The sequence below is a fragment of the Xenorhabdus kozodoii genome, assembly GCF_002632875.1.
Taxonomy (GTDB): domain Bacteria; phylum Pseudomonadota; class Gammaproteobacteria; order Enterobacterales; family Enterobacteriaceae; genus Xenorhabdus; species Xenorhabdus kozodoii.
Genome location: NZ_NJCX01000022.1, coordinates 36,562 through 55,866, shown reverse-complemented (window position 1 = coordinate 55,866; position 19,305 = coordinate 36,562). Strand labels below are relative to the sequence as shown.

Annotated in this window: 15 protein-coding genes; 9 read left to right on the top strand and 6 right to left on the bottom strand. The window is 45.7% G+C overall.

Annotated elements, in window-relative coordinates:
• Positions 1-58: 58 nt before the first annotated feature.
• The 4 genes from Xkoz_RS14670 to Xkoz_RS14655 all read right to left on the bottom strand — a co-directional run bounded on the left by Xkoz_RS14670 (position 59) and on the right by Xkoz_RS14655 (position 7,275).
• Positions 59-1,738: a solute:sodium symporter family transporter gene (locus Xkoz_RS14670; RefSeq protein ID WP_099142874.1), complete on the bottom strand. Its 1,680-nt coding sequence runs from the start codon at positions 1,736-1,738 to the stop codon at positions 59-61.
• 236 nt (positions 1,739-1,974) lie between these two features.
• The gene (iolG, locus tag Xkoz_RS14665) at positions 1,975-2,961 is read right to left on the bottom strand and encodes an inositol 2-dehydrogenase (RefSeq protein ID WP_099142873.1); all 987 of its coding nucleotides are present in this window, start codon (positions 2,959-2,961) and stop codon (positions 1,975-1,977) included.
• A gap of 827 nt (positions 2,962-3,788) precedes the next feature.
• Positions 3,789-5,723, bottom strand: coding sequence for a 3D-(3,5/4)-trihydroxycyclohexane-1,2-dione acylhydrolase (decyclizing) (gene iolD / locus Xkoz_RS14660; RefSeq protein WP_208615272.1), 1,935 nt, complete (start codon positions 5,721-5,723; stop codon positions 3,789-3,791).
• Between the two features lie 22 nt (positions 5,724-5,745).
• The gene (locus Xkoz_RS14655; protein WP_099142871.1) at positions 5,746-7,275 is read right to left on the bottom strand and encodes a CoA-acylating methylmalonate-semialdehyde dehydrogenase; all 1,530 of its coding nucleotides are present in this window, start codon (positions 7,273-7,275) and stop codon (positions 5,746-5,748) included.
• A 282-nt stretch (positions 7,276-7,557) separates the two neighbouring features.
• On the opposite strand from Xkoz_RS14655, the gene Xkoz_RS14650 reads away from it, so the two are divergent.
• Entirely contained in the window at positions 7,558-8,382 is an 825-nt protein-coding gene (locus Xkoz_RS14650; RefSeq protein WP_099142870.1) for a MurR/RpiR family transcriptional regulator, read from the top strand.
• Positions 8,383-8,860: 478 nt separating this feature from the next.
• Complete coding sequence (locus Xkoz_RS14645) at positions 8,861-10,534, top strand: condensation domain-containing protein (protein ID WP_099142869.1); 1,674 nt, start codon at positions 8,861-8,863, stop codon at positions 10,532-10,534.
• 110 nt (positions 10,535-10,644) lie between these two features.
• Here the strand turns inward: Xkoz_RS14645 and Xkoz_RS14640 are convergent, their stop codons facing one another.
• Both Xkoz_RS14640 and hpaR read right to left on the bottom strand, forming a co-directional pair.
• Complete coding sequence (locus Xkoz_RS14640) at positions 10,645-11,412, bottom strand: SDR family oxidoreductase (protein WP_099142868.1); 768 nt, start codon at positions 11,410-11,412, stop codon at positions 10,645-10,647.
• 495 nt (positions 11,413-11,907) lie between these two features.
• Positions 11,908-12,351 carry a homoprotocatechuate degradation operon regulator HpaR gene (hpaR, locus tag Xkoz_RS14635; RefSeq protein WP_099142867.1) on the bottom strand — a complete coding sequence of 148 codons (444 nt, stop codon included), beginning with the start codon at positions 12,349-12,351 and terminating at the stop codon, positions 11,908-11,910.
• Positions 12,352-12,737: 386 nt separating this feature from the next.
• Here hpaR and Xkoz_RS14630 point away from each other — a divergent pair, with 386 nt between their 5' ends.
• The 7 genes from Xkoz_RS14630 to hpaH all read left to right on the top strand — a co-directional run bounded on the left by Xkoz_RS14630 (position 12,738) and on the right by hpaH (position 19,303).
• Positions 12,738-13,370, top strand: a complete 633-nt coding sequence (locus Xkoz_RS14630) for a fumarylacetoacetate hydrolase family protein (protein WP_099142866.1) — start codon at positions 12,738-12,740, stop codon at positions 13,368-13,370.
• The gene (locus Xkoz_RS14625; protein ID WP_099142865.1) at positions 13,367-14,131 is read left to right on the top strand and encodes a fumarylacetoacetate hydrolase family protein; all 765 of its coding nucleotides are present in this window, start codon (positions 13,367-13,369) and stop codon (positions 14,129-14,131) included. Before Xkoz_RS14630 ends, Xkoz_RS14625 begins: the two co-directional genes overlap by 4 nt.
• Positions 14,128-15,594 (top strand): 5-carboxymethyl-2-hydroxymuconate semialdehyde dehydrogenase, encoded by a 1,467-nt coding sequence (hpaE, locus tag Xkoz_RS14620; protein WP_099142864.1) that lies wholly within the window; start codon positions 14,128-14,130, stop codon positions 15,592-15,594. The genes Xkoz_RS14625 and hpaE overlap by 4 nt, the downstream gene beginning before the upstream one ends.
• A gap of 96 nt (positions 15,595-15,690) precedes the next feature.
• Entirely contained in the window at positions 15,691-16,602 is a 912-nt protein-coding gene (gene hpaD, locus Xkoz_RS14615) for a 3,4-dihydroxyphenylacetate 2,3-dioxygenase (RefSeq protein ID WP_099142863.1), read from the top strand.
• On the top strand, positions 16,583-16,972 hold the full coding sequence (locus Xkoz_RS14610; protein WP_099142862.1) for a 5-carboxymethyl-2-hydroxymuconate Delta-isomerase: 390 nt from the start codon (positions 16,583-16,585) through the stop codon (positions 16,970-16,972). The genes hpaD and Xkoz_RS14610 overlap by 20 nt, the downstream gene beginning before the upstream one ends.
• Positions 16,973-17,020: 48 nt before the next feature.
• Positions 17,021-18,493, top strand: coding sequence for an NAD-dependent succinate-semialdehyde dehydrogenase (locus tag Xkoz_RS14605; RefSeq protein WP_099142861.1), 1,473 nt, complete (start codon positions 17,021-17,023; stop codon positions 18,491-18,493).
• 6 nt (positions 18,494-18,499) lie between these two features.
• Complete coding sequence (gene hpaH / locus Xkoz_RS14600; protein WP_099142860.1) at positions 18,500-19,303, top strand: 2-oxo-hept-4-ene-1,7-dioate hydratase; 804 nt, start codon at positions 18,500-18,502, stop codon at positions 19,301-19,303.
• Positions 19,304-19,305: the final 2 nt, after the last annotated feature.

Sequence of the window (19,305 nt, the reverse complement as noted above, 5' to 3'; positions counted from 1 at the left end):
TGATTCACCTCTTACCGGATACGGTATTTTGCTGAATTCTTTATGTCATTAGCTTCGGTTAACTCTTTGCTGGCCGTTTAAATAACACCCTACCTATCTGGTAGAAAACATAACCTAATATGCAGGCTGCAAATATATAGTAGAGCACCATCACATAAGCTGGCGCATTTTCGGCCAGAAAAACATACATGGAAACAACAACCAGCGTAATTAGCCACCCCACCGGTTTCACCATTGACCAAGGGGTAATATCCACTTGTTTTGTATAGACTTCTTGATAAGATTCGGCAGGGAAAAAATACCCTATCGTCAACATCAAGATGATATTCAGGACAAACAGAATGCCAACCAGATGGAAGAAGTGAATATTGATGTTCAAGATAAAGTTACAAATGATGTAAGCCGACACACCAAACAACAATCCCAGTTTTGCCGCAATCGGGGGAACACGTTTTGTCATCAGCCCAACCAAAACCACGCTGAGGATCGGGGCATTGAAGATCCCCTGCAACTGCTGGATCAGGTAAAACAAGCCTTCGGGCGCATTAGCGACAAATGGAGCAATAATCATCGTTGCCAGTGCAAGCCCTAACCCCAAATATTTGCCAACCGCTACAGCTTGCGTTTCAGTCGCATTCGGGTTGATCCGTAGCTTATAGATATTAACGGTAAAGAGTGTCACGGAAGAGTTTAACCCACCACTAAACGTCGAGAATACAGCGCCGACAACCACCGCCGCAAAGAAACCAACCAGAACTTTGGGCAAGACTAATTGCACTAACGCAGGGTAGGCATTATCTGGATTATCCATTTGCCCGTTGAAAATATGGAATGCAATTACCCCTGGTAAGATAATAATAGAAGGAATGATGAGCTTAAATAAGGCACACAGCATGACGCCTTTTTGCCCTTGTGCCAGATTCTTGGCACTCAATGATTTCTGCACAATGGATTGATTGGTACACCAAAAGAACATGTTGGAAACGAGCAGCCCTGTGAACAGGGTCGAGAATGGAACCAGTGAATCTTCACTACCGATGGAATTGAATTTCTCTGGGTGAGCCTGATAGACATCAGTTAAGCCTTTCCATACACTGCCATCGCCCACGTACAACAGGGCAAACACCGTTACCATCAAGCCGCCTACAATCAGGCCAACCCCATTAACGGTATCGGCAACCGCAATCGCTTTGATCCCACCAAAGATTGCGTAAATCGCCCCCAATCCACCTACGCCCCAAACCATAATCCAGAGTGCCGTGGTTTTATCGATCTGAAAAACATGAGAAACCTGAAACAGACTTTCCAGGGCAATAGCGCCTGTATACAAAACAATAGGTAATAATGAGATCACATACATTGCCAAAAATAGGAATGATGTAATCAGCAAAGTATTTTTATCAAACCGCCGTTCAAGATATTCTGGAATGGTCGAAATGCCTAATTTTAGATATCTTGGCAAGAAGTAAACAGCAAAAAGGACAATAGTCAAAGCCGCAATGACTTCCCAGGCCATGACAATAAATCCGGTTCTGAACGCTAATCCATTCAAGCCGACCAAATGTTCTGTAGACAGATTCATGAGTAACATGGAACTGCCGATATATATTCCGGTCAAGGAGCGTCCACCAAGAAAATAACCTTCGGTTGAATCACTTAAGTGTTTGTTTCGCGTTTTGTAATAAGCAAATCCGGCTACCAATAAGGTAAAGCCAATAAAAGAAAGAAAAGCTGACATATATCCTCCACCCTGATTAGCTGTTATCAGGCAGTAATGGGCAGACAAGAAAAATGGTTTCTAAAAATAAACCATTGAAAACAATTCCCCTGCCCTTATTCTGTGGAAATGACGAAACGTTTATATTTCTTCATCGTTCAATGGGTGGCTTAATTGGTGACATGCCTCCTTACTTCGGTTACCTGTTTTCACTCACATCGCTTCTGATCTTAACGTGTGTGATTTGAATCTTATCGTTACAGTTTTATTTCCTGACCAGATTGCAAGGATTCGAGCGCCTTATCTGCGAGATATAAAGCCCGTTCTCCATCAATACCACTCGTTTCAGGCATTACCCTGCCCGCCATGACATCAACAAAATGGCTCCATTCCGCAATGTATGCGTCACGATAACGTTGCAAGAAGAAATACTCTGGCTTGGCCGTGGTACAACCGTTTTCTCCCCAGAACTCCACACTGTTTTCCTTTATATTTCCGGCACTCAAAAGTCCCTTCTCGCCGTGCAGTTCCAATCGCTGATCATACCCATAGCCAGAACGGCGACTGTTAGTGATGGTCGCCATTGCCCCCGATGGGAATTTCATGACAATAAACGCAGTATCGATATCGCCAGCCGTACCTATAGCAGGGTCAACAAGATGACTTCCCTGTGCATAAATAGCACAGGGTTCTTCACCAATGATAAAACGTGCCATGTCCAGATCATGAATGGTCATATCCCGAAACAGACCACCCGATACACGCACATATTCTGCGGGTGGGGGGGAAGGATCGCGGGAGATAATAAGCAGGGATTCCGCTTTGCCAACCGTCCCTGCATCAAACAGGTTTTTCAGCTGACGAAATTGTGGATCGTAGCGGCGATTAAACCCGACAAACAAGGGAACCTGACACACCTTTACCGTAGCCAGGCACTGACGAACCCGTTCAAGATCAAGGTGAACCGGCTTTTCACAAAAAATCACTTTATTGTGTCGGGCTGCCAACTCTATCAGATCGGCATGAGTATCCGTTGATGATGCAATCAGAACACCATGTACACCAGGATCAGACATCGCTTCTTCGCCGGTCTGTATTTTGGCCTGATATTGATGAGCCAGCGCCTTCGCATTTGTCGGGTGTGGATCTACTACAGAATAGAGGCATGTTTCTTTATGGTTGGCAATGTTAACGGCGTGAACCTGCCCTATTCGCCCCGCGCCAAATAATGCAATATTGAACATAAATGCTCCTTGATACCTTGGTATCGGCTCTTGGTGTGAAGGAAAACATATCAAATAAAATATTTATTTCAATTTCGTTTTATTTGAAAATTTTATTTTTTAGAGCTGGCTCATATAACTTTCATCCGGGGTGTATCTTGCCGGCCATGGCCGGCATAACGAATTTCTTCCATGTTTCATGAGCAAGGTCGGGTTAATCATAGGGATAAGAAGTGGGGTCGTATCGTCAGTGATAATCTGATCGTTACCAAACTTGATATCACCAACAAGAAGTTGCTATGACAAATGTAGATAGCAGATATTCGATAAATTATCGATTTTTTGTCGGGACAATGTTTCAAAAATTAAAACGCTCAATCCCTTTTCATCATAATTTATGAAAATCCCTTACTCCTCTCAGCACGAAGAGTAAGAAAGTGTCCTATACCAGTCGCCTTTCAAGATGCGTCTTATATCTCCCCGCGTAGCGGGGAAATATAAGCACTCTCATTGGCTTGCAAACTGCAACTTGAAGTTGGATTGGTATATAATTTTGAATCGTTTTTTAGTCTTCCATTCTTCATTAAAATATGATGATAGATCCATATAATAAAGTTAATGATATGAAATAATTTATTTTTATTGTCTTAAAATTTAATATTTTCAAAACTGATAGAAAATTGGCAAAACTATTTTTTTGCGGTAAGAAAAAACGGCAATCCTATTGAACCAATAAGCTCGCGGTGTATTGGCTGGCAGATAGTTTGAACACAGGCTGTGAACAGAAATCACCGTGTATAGACGTGAGGGTTTTGCGCTCAATTCTGATCAATGATACCCAGCATCGGTTAATACTGACGCACTTTTTTCTTCACGTATTGCCTGATGTTTTCCGCTGATGCCGTAATTTCTGGGTTATCAGCCACCTGCGCGGTTCCTGTTCTCCACCATGATTCATAATCATGCGTCATCGTCTTAGGCAGTACTTTTATATCGATCAACGTCGCACCTGGCTGCTTCTGTGCATCCAGCAGCGCTGCAATCAATTGTTGTTCATTATGCACCCGATAGCTTTTGCAACCATAGCTTTCCGCATTCTTGGCAAAATCCACCGGTATTAAGGCACCGTCTAACTTGCCACTTTTTGGGTTGCGATAACGATTTTCGGTGGCAAGACTTCCTATACCTTGGCTCATCTGCAAGTTATTGATGCAACCAAATCCTGCATTATCAAACAGCAATACGGTGATCTTAATGTTTTCCTGAATAGCCGTTTGTAATTCGCTGTTCAACATCAGGTATGAACCATCACCCACCATGGCGTAAACCGGCTGTTCAGGACAAGCGAGTTTGGCCCCCAACGATGCGGCAATTTCATATCCCATACAGGAATAGCCATATTCAAGGTGATAGGTATCAGGCACTTTCGGTTGCCAGATGCGCTGTAAATCTCCCGGCAGAGAACCCGCAGATCCCACAATAATCGCGTTGGGTTCCAAATACTGATCCATCAAGCCAAGCACACGCGTTTGGGTCAGCGTGGTTTGCAGCGTTTCGCTGTATTCTTCCAGTTTTTCATCCAAATGCCCCGCGATCTCTGGCTTGAATCCGGCCTGATATTGAATGGAAAATAATCGTTCTAATTCCTGCTGCCAGTCGGCCTTCGCCTGAGCAATTTCTTGCCGCCATTCTGAACACCATGCTGTTTTTGACAGTTCCTGTGCAATGGCATTTAGCCCTTCTCTGGCATCCGCCACGACGCCGACGGCATCCAGTTTACAGGCGTCAAATTCCGCTACATTGATGGTCAGGAATTCCACTTCTGGGTGCTGGAACAGTGACTTTGACGCTGTCGTAAAATCGGTAAAACGCGTACCAACGCCAATAATTAAATCCGCTTCCCTAGCCAGCCGATTCGCTGCTAAACAACCGGTCGTGCCAATACCGCCACAATTTAGCGGATGGGCTGCCACAATGGCACTTTTTCCCGCCTGGGTTTCAGTAAAGGGGAGATTGAAGGTTTCAGCAAAATGACGGAAAGCCTCATGAGCTTCGGAATAACGTACGCCACCACCACAAATTAATAACGGTTTTTTCTTACGCTGGATCAGTGCAATTGCCGCTTGGATACGTACCTGGGAAGCCGGGCGGCGCTCAATGTGGTGAACGCGTTTCTGGAAGAAGTAATCGGGATAATCCCATGTCTCTCCCTGCACATCTTGCGGAAGACCGATCGTGACAGCCCCCGTATCTGCCGGTGCCGTCAATACTCGCATGGCTTGGATCATGGCTGTCATTAATTGCTCTGGCCGCGAAATGCGATCCCAGTAACGGGACACCGGACGGAAGCAATCATTGGTACTGATAGTGCCATCGCCATACTGTTCCACCTGCTGTAAAACGGGGTCAGGCTGACGGCAGGCAAAAGTATCTCCCGGTAATAACAGTAATGGAATGCGATTCGCCGTTGCCGTGGCCGCAGCCGTCACCATATTCGCTGCCCCAGGCCCAACAGAAGAGGTGACGGCAAAAATTTGCCGACGTTTTTTCTGTTTGGCAAACCCCGTTGCAATATGGGCCATTCCCTGCTCATTACAGCCTTGATACACACGCAGATGCCCCGCGTCCTGCTCCAATGCCTGCCCTAATCCCACCACATTACCATGACCAAATAGCGTGAATACGCCTCGAATAAAGGGATACTCTTCCCCATCAACGTTGATATATTGCTGGTTAAGAAATTTGACCAAGGCCTGAGCCATCGTCATTTGCTTGGTATTCATTGAACTGTTTTTCATGAAATCACTACTCCATCGTTGGCATCACAAAATGACTATCGTGATGTTCCAAACGCACACTGGCAGGCCAGCGGCTGGTGACGGTTTTCATACGAGTATAGAAGCGAACACCATCATTGCCATGTACATTCAGCGGCCCAAAAATGGAGCGCTTCCAGCCACCGAAGCTATGGAATGCCATCGGTACTGGGATGGGAATATTCACACCAACCATACCGGCTTGGACATCTTCACTGAATTGGCGGGCGGTTTCACCATCACGGGTAAAAATGGCCGCACCATTGCCATATTCATGTTGATTAATCAATTTCAATGCAGTGTCATAATCCGGTACGCGGACAATGACAAGCACAGGGCCGAAGATCTCTTCTTTATAGATTTTCATGTCTGGCGTGACATAATCAAACAGTGTGGGTCCCACAAAATAGCCGTTTTCATAGCCAGCGACCTGATGGCCTCGCCCATCAATCAGCAATTTCGCCCCTTGCTCTATCCCACTACAAATATAGCCACAAATTTTTTCCTTGTGCTGCTGAGAAATCACCGGCCCCATGTCGTTTTCTTTTCCATTGGTGATACTCATTTCCTGGTCAATACCAGAACCCACCGACATTTGAGCAATTTGCTGCTGGAGTTTCTCTACCAGTGTGTCTGCAATTTCATCCCCAACCGCCAGTACAACAGACAAGGCCATGCAGCGTTCCCCTGCCGCACCAAATGCCGCCCCCGTGATGGCACTTGCGGCCATCTTTATATCCGCATCCGGCATCAAGACACTGTGGTTCTTCGCTCCCCCCAATGCCTGACAACGTTTACCATGCGCTGATGCAGTGGCATAAACATATTCCGCAACCGGGGTTGAACCGACAAAACTCACGGCCTGAATGTGAGGATCGGTTAACAGTACATCGACCGCTTCTTTATCTCCTTGCACAACATTAAACACCCCATCCGGTAAACCGGCTTGTTGCAATAATTTCGCTAATTCAATCGAAAGGGAGGGATCTTTTTCAGAAGGTTTCAGGACAAAGGTATTTCCCGTCGCCACCGCAATAGGAAACATCCACATTGGCACCATGGCAGGAAAGTTAAACGGCGTGATGCCGGCACAAACGCCTAAGGGTTGCATCAGGGAGTAGCTATCAACGCCTGCCCCGACATTGGCAGAGTGTTCCCCTTTTTGTAAATGAGGTATTCCACAGGCAAATTCGACCACTTCAAGGCCACGGGTTAATTCCCCCACGGCATCGGAATAGATTTTCCCATGTTCTTCAGAAATCAACCTGGCTAATCTGTCTTGGTTTTCTTCAAGTAATGATTTGAATTTGAACAAGATACGGGCGCGTTTCAGGGGCGAGGTTTTTGACCACTCTTTAAAGGCCAGATGGGCAGATTCAATAGCATGCTCAGTCTCATGAACCATACTCAAGGCAACCTTTCGAATCGCCTGCCCTGTAGCGGGATTGAAAACGAGTGAAATGCGATCACTTTGACTATCAACGAGTTGCCCGCCAATAAAGTTTTTAATCTGTTCCATTCTGAGCCTCTCTAAATTCAATGACCTAAATTCAATTAAGATTGAACCAGTAAGTTGTTATTGAACTGCCCGTGTTGGTTCACGGTGTTACACATATATGAAATATATATTTCATTTTCAATTGAATTTGAAATGCGCTTTAATTAATGTGATCAACACGCTATTTTTATGCAATTACATTCATTACACCGTGGCAACTTGCGAGCATCTTCACTTGCCTCAAGCATACTTGCCAGAGGATGAATGAATTCAATTTCATGACTATTTCTTTCTGGGGGCATGATGTCTGCTGCATCTAATTTGAATGAACTTCAAGAACAAGTCCAATCCCGTTATGGTGAATTAAGCAAACGATTACAACAAGTTGCAAGGTATGTATTGGATAACACGAATAGTGTCGCATTTGACACTGTTGCCGTTATTGCCAAAGAGGCCGATGTTCCACCTTCCACCTTGATTCGCTTCGCCAATGCCTTTAATTTCAGTGGGTTCAATGAAATGAAACAACTGTTTCGCATGAATCTGGTGGAAGAAACCGCCAGCTATACTGATCGGGCGCGGCTGTTCAAGGAGCTGGATAGCGATCATCAGATAGAAGATCCTCAACATATTTTGCAGGCGTTTGCCCATTCCAACGCTCAAGCCATGCAGCAACTCGCAGCCCGTACGCCCGCAGAGGATTTAACCAAGGCGGTGAACTTACTGGCAAGTGCCGACAATATTTATATTATCGGCCTGCGCCGCTCTTTCAATGTTGCCTCCTATCTAGCTTATGCCCTCAGCCACCTGGAATGCCGCCCGCGGTTAATCGATGGCTTAGGGGGGATGTTCCGCGAGCAGATGAATATGATTGGCCCTAAAGATGTTGTGGTATCAATCAGTTTTACGCCGTATGCCGAAGAAACGGTGATGGTCAGTAAAAAGGCAGCACAGGCTGGTGCGAAGCAAATTGTGGTTACTGACAGCCAAATTAGTCCGCTTGCAAATCTCAGCGATATTTGTTTTGTGGTGAAGGAAGCACAAGTTGATGCGTTCCGCTCTCAATCTGCAACTTTATGTTTGGTACAATCTTTGGCGGTAGCACTGGCATATCGGCAGGGAGAATAAACCAGATAGACCCGATAAGCACAGAGCGTGATCGTAGGACATATTGATCACGCCCGGCGCGATGATTAAATCACTACCACTAAAATCTCAGTTCTTAATATTTTATAGATATAGGTTTATTTAAAATAATCTTTAATCATCGCCAATCTACGGGTATCCTTTTCAAACAAATAGCTTAATAATGATATCACTGCATCAATGAATAAAATTATCATCAGTCGATGTACTAACCAAAAAGCCCCTTCCTTGCCAAACAAAATAATCAAGCGATTATTAGTTTATAGAATGTCATAGTAATGACATTTAATATCAGCAAGTGAATTCTTAAATCATTAATTATTTACTCGCTATTAATTTAATTGTTGGGATGGATTTGACTCACTGTTTTTTCCATCTAACAAAATACAGACTGAGTATGCTTGAAAAACAGATTTCAAGCTATTTTGAATATAAATTAGGATCATAACGGAGTATTCACATGGATAAGATTCTGGCTTCTCCATTTATTCATTTCTTTTGGAAATCATGGGTTCTCGAACCCCACTCATCCACCTACAATATTATTGTAGAACAGATTATTAAGGGCAATTTGGATGAAAACAGATTAAAACTGGCACTACAGGAATTCCTTAATATTTATCCTTTACTTAAATATCGGGTTGAAGAAGAAGAGGGTGATTTATATTGGAAATTTGGCTCAGATGATATTAATTTCACCGTTCTTTCTAATAATGAAGAACAATTGGATCAGTTTGCCCTACAGCCATTTGATCTCATCAAAGGGCCATTAGTTCGATTTGGTTTAATCAAAGAGGCAAAACAACAATTTCATTTATTGATTGTATTGCATCATATTATCGGTGATGGCCAGGGTATAGAGGAATTTATCCACAATATGTCTGATCTGTACAACCAACGTCCTCTGCGTCATTCCCCCATGACGCTGCAACAAGTAGCAGAGAAATTTGAACAAGATCGCCAGCTTTTAAAATTATTAGGCCAATATAACCCCGAACAATACTGGGAGAAATGCCTATCAGATGTGACTAACACCAACCCATTGCCCTATTTGTCTCCACAAGCGATAGGGGAGCCTGAATTATCCCATGAATTTCGTTTCAACTTGCTATTAGCCGATTGGCAGGATCTCTCCCGCTTTTTACTCCCTAATAAGCCTTTTCTGGTGTTTAAAACGTTGTGGGCAACATTAGTGGCTCAATATACTGGAACGGGTAAAGCTCACTTTATCTATCCCGTTGCAATCGCTGGCGGGGCATCTGTTTCACTTGGTGCCCAAATTAATGCGGTTATTTTTCCCTTTCGTTTTAATGAAACGGATAGTTTTAATTCTCTCTATCAGGCTACGTTGAACTATAGTGCATCATTGAAGGCTCAACCGGATCTGCGCTTTTCAAGTTTACCTCTATTTCAGGCTGCCCCCATCCATGTTGTAGATAAGCTCAATGTGGGTATTAATCAAGCCAGTTTTAAGGATATCAGTCTGGAATTAGACGGATGTGAAGTCACCCATGGCCATCGTTTCAATAATGATTTAGCCCATACAGAATGGATACTGGAATATCATCTGGAAAAGGATCATTGGGCTTTTCGCATCCGTTATCATCCCAACCTTTTCCATGCCAAACAAATTAAAGCGTTAGGTGAACAATTCCAGCAATTGTTGGTGAATGCCCTGACCTATCCCGAAACGCCAATATTACAATTCCCTTTATTAACGCCTGATCAGGCACAGACATTACTGGAATACGGGAGTCCACAACAATCAGGTGACACAGGATCAGAACGACACGACTCTCTGGTGATTGATCTAATACGGAAACATTATCAACAGGCAATCGGGCAATCACAAGCGGCTGAAATATCAGGTATCCAGACCTATGTGCTAAATGAACGATTACACATGGTGCCAATGGGAGTCAAGGGCGAACTTTATCTATCTGGATCAGAATTGGACAATAAATATTTGGGGCAATCCGTATTGGCAAAAAACCCGCTTATTGCCAACCCGTTTGTCCAATCTACCCATCATAAATGGCTCTACCCTACTGGCGAGCAGGTACGCTGGTTGCCAAATGGGGAGCTGGAATATTTGGGTATCAATCACTACGATTCATTGAAAGAAGCAAGTTAAATTAACAATCGGGTAAACAATGGCGTGACGATTATGCTAAGCAGGCAGACAAGTCACGCCAAATTATTACCGCATCAAACGGTACATGACCACTGTTTATTTACTTCGATTTATTCAACATCCTGAAAAGTGGGTCCCTGGAAATAAATCGCTTTGATATGGCAACTACGGGGTTGCGTGATGACAAACCGGAGGGTTTCCCATACTGACCGGCCATTAAGCATTTGCTCGCCCATTTTTTTCTGATTATCCAGAACCTCATCAAAACCATTAAGCTCAAAATCAGGGGGATAAAGCCCAGTTACGCGAATATTTTCTTTACTTAAGTGGTGGGCTAAATTCTGGCTAAAGCCACTCATGGCATGTTTGGCGGCGAAGAATGCCGGATGAGCGACAGATTCGGTAAATTGAGGAATACCACAAACCGAGACCATAGCAACAATATCGGCACCTGGTGATCGGCGCAAACTCGGCAATAATGCTTTGGTCAACAGGATAGAACCCGTTATACCTGAATTCACCGTACTGACGATATCGGCATCACTGTCACCTTCCCCCAAATGCCCTTCCAGCCATTGGGCAGCGCTTAAGATCAGGATATCGATAGGCAGGTTGTCTTGCAGTAATTGGGCGGCAAAATGGCTAACGGATTGGGCATCACTCATATCACATTGATAACCTCTGGCTATGCCACCTTCACGGCGAATAAGCTCACATGTTGCTTCTGCACTGGCTAATTGGCGGGCACAGAGGTCAACATGGGCGCCTTCCCGTGCTAACCAGACCGAAACCGCTTGCCCAAAATCACGTCCTCCGCCTGTTACCACAACACGTTTATCTTTCAAAACACTCGATTCGTTAACTTCATTGAATATCATATTAGCTTCCTTACATCGGTTATCGCTGGATGAGGAACTGCCACTTTGTCGACCAGATTTTTATTGATAATCCACTGCTTAGAAAGCCAATCTTACTTGAGAGTATCCACCATAGCTCTGCTGTTTTGTGCTATTTGTCCGTTTCACCACGGATTAAACAGCGCGCTATTTAATCAAGGTTTGTTCATTAAAATAACAGGAACTGCATTTTGGGTATTGATCAATTACGGATTATAAAGAGTTGGATAGATGCACGGGGTAAAAAATCATCTGTCATGGTGACGGGAAATACTTCAATTTTTCTACTAAAAACTTACCTGTATTCTTAAACTATTCTCTCTAATATTTCTGATAAAAAACAGAAAAGCCGCCGCAATATACTGCATTATTACCCTTATGCAATTCATTACGGCGGCCTTTTTACTTTACTTGATACTCGGTTTGATTTCCTGGTGAATTAACTAATTAATACATTAATAAACATTCAATCTATAGTTAGCGTTCTTCGTCCAAATTTTGTTGAGAGGGATTGCCGATAGCAATAAATTCATCCAATAACCCTAAAAGTTGGCCCAATTTTTCGGGGGAAAAGGCATTTTCAATCGCCATATAACCCTCTGCAATCTGCCCTCTTGCTTGCTCATAGAGTTCCTGGCCAGCCGGAGTCAAAGAAACATACAGCTTACGCTGATCATTCATAGGTTTAAGGCGGAAGATAAGTCCGTCACGCTCCATACGTGTCAAAATGCCGGTTAGGCTTGGACGTAATATACAAGTGAGACAAGCTAAATCGTGAAAATCAATAGAGCGGCTACTCGCAAGTACACGAATAATACGCCATTGCTGCTCAGTTAAATTATAGCTCTTCAAAATAGGGCGAAAAAAACCCATCGCAGTTTCTCTCGCTTGAAGCAATGCAATTGTCAAGGATTCATGCATAAGTAAAAGTGACTCTTTAGTTAATCGCTAGTCATTCTCTATAAGTTTAACGCTCACGCTATTTATTATAGACAACATGAACACCAAAAAGACTAACACGCTCAAAATCATCCACAAAGGGGAAAGACTTCAACATTAACAAATAAATAAAACCATCCCTTCTCCACAAAGTTAACAAAAAGTTAAATCCAATCCCAAATGACCTTGGTTAAAAATATAACAACCTGATCTTTATGTGGTAAAAAGATCATCAACAAAGTGTTGTTACATAGATCACAATTAAAATTAACAATTTCTTTAACATGTTGAAGATTATCCACGCATGACTTATTAATATATTAACAAGTCATCTTGCAACACGTCATTCAGGTTTCAAGGAGTTGTCTATGAAAGGCACTGTCTTTGCCGTTGCCCTCAACCATCGTAGCCAGATCAATTTCTGGCATGAGGCATTTAACGAAGCACCTTATAAAAAACCCCCTAAAACACCAATTTGGTTTATCAAACCCCGCAATACTTTGATTCATTCAGGGGATGTTATTCCTTATCCTGTCGGGGAAACGGTACAAAGCGGTGCCACGCTGGCACTGTTGATTGGAAAAACAGCACGCAAAGTTTCAGTTCAGGATGCCGAGCAATATATTGCCGGCTATGCATTGGCAAACGAAGTTAGCTTACCTGAGGCGTCGTTTTACCGTCCGGCCATTAAAGCAAAATGTCGGGATGGTTTTTGTCCGATAGGTCAAATGATCAAGACTAACGCCGTAAAATCACTCGATATTGTGACCGAAATCAACGGACAGGAGGTTGATTGCTGGTCTACCCAAGATCTCGTCCGTTCAGCAACAGAATTATTGTCAGCATTAAGCGAATTCGCCACCTTAAAAGAGGGGGATGCCATTCTATTGGGAACGCCCCACCAACGCGTTACCCTCCACCCTGCCGATAAAGTCACCGTCAAGGCCAAGGGCTTCCCTGATTTGGAAAATAGGGTCGGATTGGCAGGAGGTCAGGCATGAGATACGCCAAGGTTCATTATCAGGGTCAGGATCTCGATGTTACCGTTGATGAAAGGGAAAATATTCTCTTGCCAGATGGAAATAGCGTAAGCGGTACAGACGTTATATGGCTTCCCCCCGCCAGCGGCACACTGTTTGCGTTAGGGCTAAATTATGCCGATCACGCAACAGAGCTGGAATTCAAGCCCCCAGAAGAACCCCTGGTCTTTATCAAGGCCGCCAATAGCTTAACCGGGCATCGTCAGGTTTCTGTCCGCCCTGATAATGTGGAATATATGCACTATGAAGCCGAATTGGTTGTCGTGATGGGTAAACCTGCTTATCAGGTTTCCAGAAAAGAGGCCATGAATTATGTTGCGGGTTATACCGTTTGTAACGATTACGCCATTCGTGATTATCTGGAAAATTACTATCGCCCTAACCTGCGGGTAAAAAGCCGCGATACGCTCACACCAATCGGCCCGTGGATCATCGATAAACAAGCGATCGCTGATCCGCATAATCTGACGTTGAAAACCTGGGTGAACGGTGAACTCCGTCAACAAGGTACAACCGCCGATTTGATCTTCGACATTCCTTTTTTAATCACCTACCTCAGCGATTTTATGACATTGCAACCTGGAGACATGATCGCCACTGGGACGCCCAAAGGGTTGTCCAATGTTGTTGCGGGGGATGAAGTCATCGTGGAAGTCGAAGGTGTTGGGCGTTTGGTCAATCGCATTGTCAGCCAGCAAGAATATGAGGAGAGTTTGTCATGACCATGATTAATCATTGGATCAACGGCAAGAATGTCGGCAGCAAAACCTATTTTGAAACAACCAATCCTGCAACGGGCGAGGTGTTGGCTGAAGTTGCATCAGGTGGGCAGGAAGAGATAGCCCAGGCTGTTGAGGCGGCCAAAGCAGCCTTCCCCAAATGGGCCAATACCCCAATGCAAGAACGTGCTCGTTTAATGCGCCGTTTGGGTGAATTAATCGACCAAAATGTCCCCGATATTTCAGCGCTGGAAACCAAGGATACCGGTCTTCCCATTCACCAGACACAACATGTTTTGATCCCACGGGCTTCCCAAAATTTCAATTTCTTTGCTGAAATTTGCCAGCAGATGAATGGGCGTACCTATCCCGTTGATGACAAGATGCTCAACTATACCTTGATCCAGCCGGTGGGGGTTTGCGCACTGATTTCGCCGTGGAACGTGCCTTTTATGACCGCGACGTGGAAAGTTGCGCCTTGTCTGGCGTTGGGAAATACGGCGGTTTTGAAAATGTCCGAACTGTCCCCGCTGACGGCCAATCGTCTGGGCGAACTGGCACTGGAAGCCGGAATTCCGGCTGGGGTGCTGAATGTGGTACAGGGCTACGGCAACACCGCAGGCGATGCACTGGTAAAACATCCTGATGTGCGCGCCGTCTCTTTCACTGGCGGAACCGCAACAGGCCGCCTGATCATGCAAAATGACGGACTGAAAAAATATTCCATGGAGTTAGGCGGAAAATCGCCGGTTCTCATCTTTGAAGATGCTGATATTGAACGCGCACTGGATGCCGCCCTGTTCACCATTTTCTCCCTCAATGGCGAACGCTGTACGGCAGGTTCCCGTATTTTCATTCAAGAAAGCATCTACCCCGAATTTGTTAAACGCTTTGCTGAACGCGCCAATCGGCTGCGGGTCGGCGATCCCCAAGATCCGCAAACCCAGGTTGGTAGCCTAATCAGCCAGCAACACTGGGCAAAAGTCTCCAATTATATCCGTTTGGGGATTGAAGAAGGCGCCACACTGCTGGCCGGCGGTCCCGATAAACCGGCCGATTTACCTGCTCATCTGAAAAATGGCCACTTTTTGCGTCCCACGGTATTGGCGGATGTCGATAACGCCATGCGCGTGGCACAAGAAGAGATCTTCGGCCCTGTCGCTTGCCTGCTGCCATTCAAGACAGAAGAGGACGGTCTGCGCATGGCTAACGATGTGGAATATGGCCTTGCTTCCTATATCTGGACACAAGATGTCAGCAAAGTGTTGCGGCTGGCACGGGGCATTGAGGCAGGCATGGTGTTTGTCAATTCCCAGAATGTTCGTGACTTGCGTCAGCCATTTGGCGGCATAAAGGCCTCCGGTGTGGGGCGTGAAGGTGGGGAATACAGTTTTGACGTGTTTGCCGAAGTGAAGAACGTTTGTATCTCAATGGGAGAGCATCCTATTCCTCGTTGGGGTGTTTGAATAATAGGGTTTGAATAATACAGTTTGCGCAATTAAGGAATGTCATCAATCTCAGCGTTAACCCTAGATTGCCATCCTGATACCAAGTGAGGAGTTATGGGAAAGTTAGCGTTAGCAGCGAAAATTACACATGTACCTTCTATGTACCTGTCTGAATTGCCAGGCAAGCATCACGGTTGCCGACAAGCCGCTATTGATGGACACAAAGAGATCAGCCGACGCTGTCGTGAGATGGGGGTCGATACGATTATTGTCTTCGATACACATTGGCTGGTTAACAGCGCCTATCATATTAACTGTTCCGACCATTTTTCCGGTATCTATACGAGTAACGAGCTACCCCATTTTATCCGCGATATGACCTATGAATATGAGGGTAACCCTGAACTCGGCCGAATGATTGCACAAGAAGCCCGCCAAATGGGTGTCCGTGCTCAGTCACACGAGATCCCAAGCCTGAAACTGGAATATGGCACGCTGGTGCCGATGCGTTATATGAACAGTGACCGCCGTTTCAAGGTGATTTCAATTTCTGCCTTTTGTACTGTCCATGCGTTTGAAGATAGCCGCAAGCTGGGAGAAGCTATTTTACGGGCAATTGCGAAATACGATGGTACGGTTGCGGTGCTGGCAAGCGGTTCGCTGTCACACAGTTTCATTGAGGATCAACGCGCTGAAGAAGGCATGAACAGTTATACCCGTGAGTTCGATGAGCAGATGGATCACCGCGTTGTGCAACTTTGGAAAACAGGCAAGTTCAAGGAGTTCTGCAAGATGCTGCCGGAATATGCACAATATTGTCGGGGTGAGGGTAACATGCATGATACCGTCATGCTGCTGGGACTACTCGGATGGGACAAGTATGACGGCAAGGTGGAATTTTTGACGGAATTGTTCGCCAGCTCAGGAACAGGGCAGGTTAACGCAGTTTTTCCGCTACCGGATGATAGGGTTAATCAAAATAAAACTGATGCGACAGGAGAAAACTGTGCCACATTTTTACGCTGAATGTACTGAAAATATCCGTGAAGAGGCCAGGTTGCCGGAATTATTTGCCAAAGTGAACCAGGCGCTGGCAGATACGGGTATTTTTCCGCTGGGCGGTATCCGCAGCCGTGCCATCTGGTTGGATACCTGGCAAATGGCAGATGGTCAGCAAGATTACGCCTTTGTTCACATGACCCTGAAAATAGGTGCCGGACGCCGGCTTGAAGATCGGCAAAAAGTCGGAGAAATGTTGTTTAGCTTAGTCGAGGCCCATTTCAGTGAATTGATGGCACAGCGTTATCTTGGGCTATCTTTCACTCTGGAAGAGCTTGATCCTGTGCTGAATTATAAATCCAATAACGTCCATGACCTGTTTAAGACAATTTGTTAAAACAATTTGTTAAAACAATTTATTAAGACAATTTGAGTGAGAGGAACTATGACCCGTCATTTGGATACCACATTGCTGCGTCAACAAGCCTATATCAACGGCCATTGGGTTGATGCGGAAAATAAAGCAACTTTTGCCGTCACTAACCCAGCTAATGAGGAAGTTATTGCCAATGTTAGTGATTTAGGCGCGAAAGAGACACAGTTCGCCATTGAAGCCGCCCAAAATGCCTTACCTGCATGGCGGTCACTGACCGCAAAACAGCGTAGCCAAAAACTCAAACAATGGTTCCATCTGATTATGGAAAACCAAACCGCCTTGGCAAACATCTTGAGTACGGAACAGGGTAAATCCCACGCCGAGGCTATGGGAGAGATTGCTTACGGTGCCAGTTTTATCGAATGGTTCGCAGAAGAAGGCAAGCGTGTTTATGGCGAAACCTTGCCTTCCCCCATGCCCGGCCGCCGTCTCGCGACCATCAAACAACCGGTTGGGGTCGTCGCGGCCATTACACCGTGGAATTTCCCCAATGCGATGATCACCCGTAAGGTTGCACCCGCGCTGGCTGCGGGATGTACGGTCGTCCTGAAACCTGCGGCTGAAACGCCCCTTTCTGCCCTGGCTTTGGTCGTCTTAGCAGAGCAGGCGGGCATTCCTGCGGGTGTCCTCAATATCGTCACGGGAATGGATGCCAGGGCAATAGGTGAAGTGCTAACCGCAAGCCCTATCGTGCGCAAACTGTCGTTCACCGGCTCCACACGGGTTGGCAAGTTATTGATGGCACAAAGCGCCAATACGGTGAAAAAACTCTCCCTCGAACTGGGTGGCAACGCGCCTTTTATTGTGTTTGACGATGCCGATCTTGATGCTGCGGTAGAAGGTGCGGTGGCCGCGAAATTCCGTAATAGCGGGCAAACGTGTGTCTGTGCCAACCGCATTCTGGTACAGGAAGGTATTTACGATGCTTTTGCGGAACGTCTGGTACAGGCCGTAAAACAACTGCGGGTTGGACCAGCCACGGATAGCTCATCACAACAAGGCCCCCTGATTAACCCAGCGGCAGTAGAAAAAGTCCAGGCGCATATCCGTGATGCGGTTTCCAACGGCGCACGTATCAGGACGGGCGGAAAAACCCATGCTCTGGGTGGCTTGTTCTTTGAGCCAACGGTACTGACAGACGTTACCGATGCCATGCTCGTTGCCCATGAAGAAACCTTCGGCCCTCTGGCGCCACTGTTTAAATTCCGTGATGAAGAGGAAGCCATCCGTATTGCCAATAACACGGAATTTGGCCTGGCTGCCTATTTCTATTCCCGTGACATTGGCCGAATTTACCGGGTAGCGGAAGCGCTGGAAAGTGGCATGGTCGGCATCAATGAAGGGTTGATCTCCAACGAAGTTGCCCCCTTTGGTGGCATCAAGCAATCCGGGGTGGGGCGTGAAGGTTCGTGTTACGGTATTGAAGATTATCTGGAAGTGAAATACCTCTGTTTTGGGGGATTGGCAGCGAAAGGAGCTTAACATCCTATGCTACAGCAAGAAATCGTATTACAGGTGGCTCGCCGTTTACATCAGGCAGAGAAAAGCCGTCAGCAAATCCGACAAATCTCTCTGGACTATCCAGAGATAACGATTGAGGATGCCTATGCCATTCAACGTGAATGGGTCGATTTAAAAATCAGGGAAGGCCGCACTCTCAAGGGGCACAAGATTGGCCTGACATCCAAGGCCATGCAAGCCAGTTCACAGATTGACGAACCGGATTATGGTGCTCTGCTGGATGATATGTTTTTTCCAGATGGCGGTAATATCCCTCGCGAACGTTTTATTGTGCCGCGTATTGAAGTCGAACTGGCCTTTGTGCTGGCAAAACCTCTGCGTGGCCCAAACTGCACCCTGTTTGATGTGTATAACGCGACAGATTACGTCATTCCCGCCCTGGAATTGATCGATGCCCGTTGTCACAACATCGATCCGGAAACCCAACGGCCACGCAAGGTATTCGATACGATTTCTGATAACGCCGCCAATGGCGGCGTGATTATGGGAGGACGGCCAATTAAGCCAGATGAACGGGATCTGCGCTGGGTAAGTGCTCTGCTCTACCGTAACGGTGTGATTGAAGAGTCCGGCGTGGCCGCCGCGGTGCTCAATCATCCGGCCAATGGTGTGGCATGGCTTGCCAATAAACTGGCCACACATGATGTCCAGCTAGAAGCTGGCCAGATTATTCTGGCTGGCTCTTTTACCCGCCCAGTCCCTGCCCGTAAGGGGGATACCTTTCATGTCGATTACGGCGAGTTAGGTTCAATTAGCTGTCATTTTATTTAAGT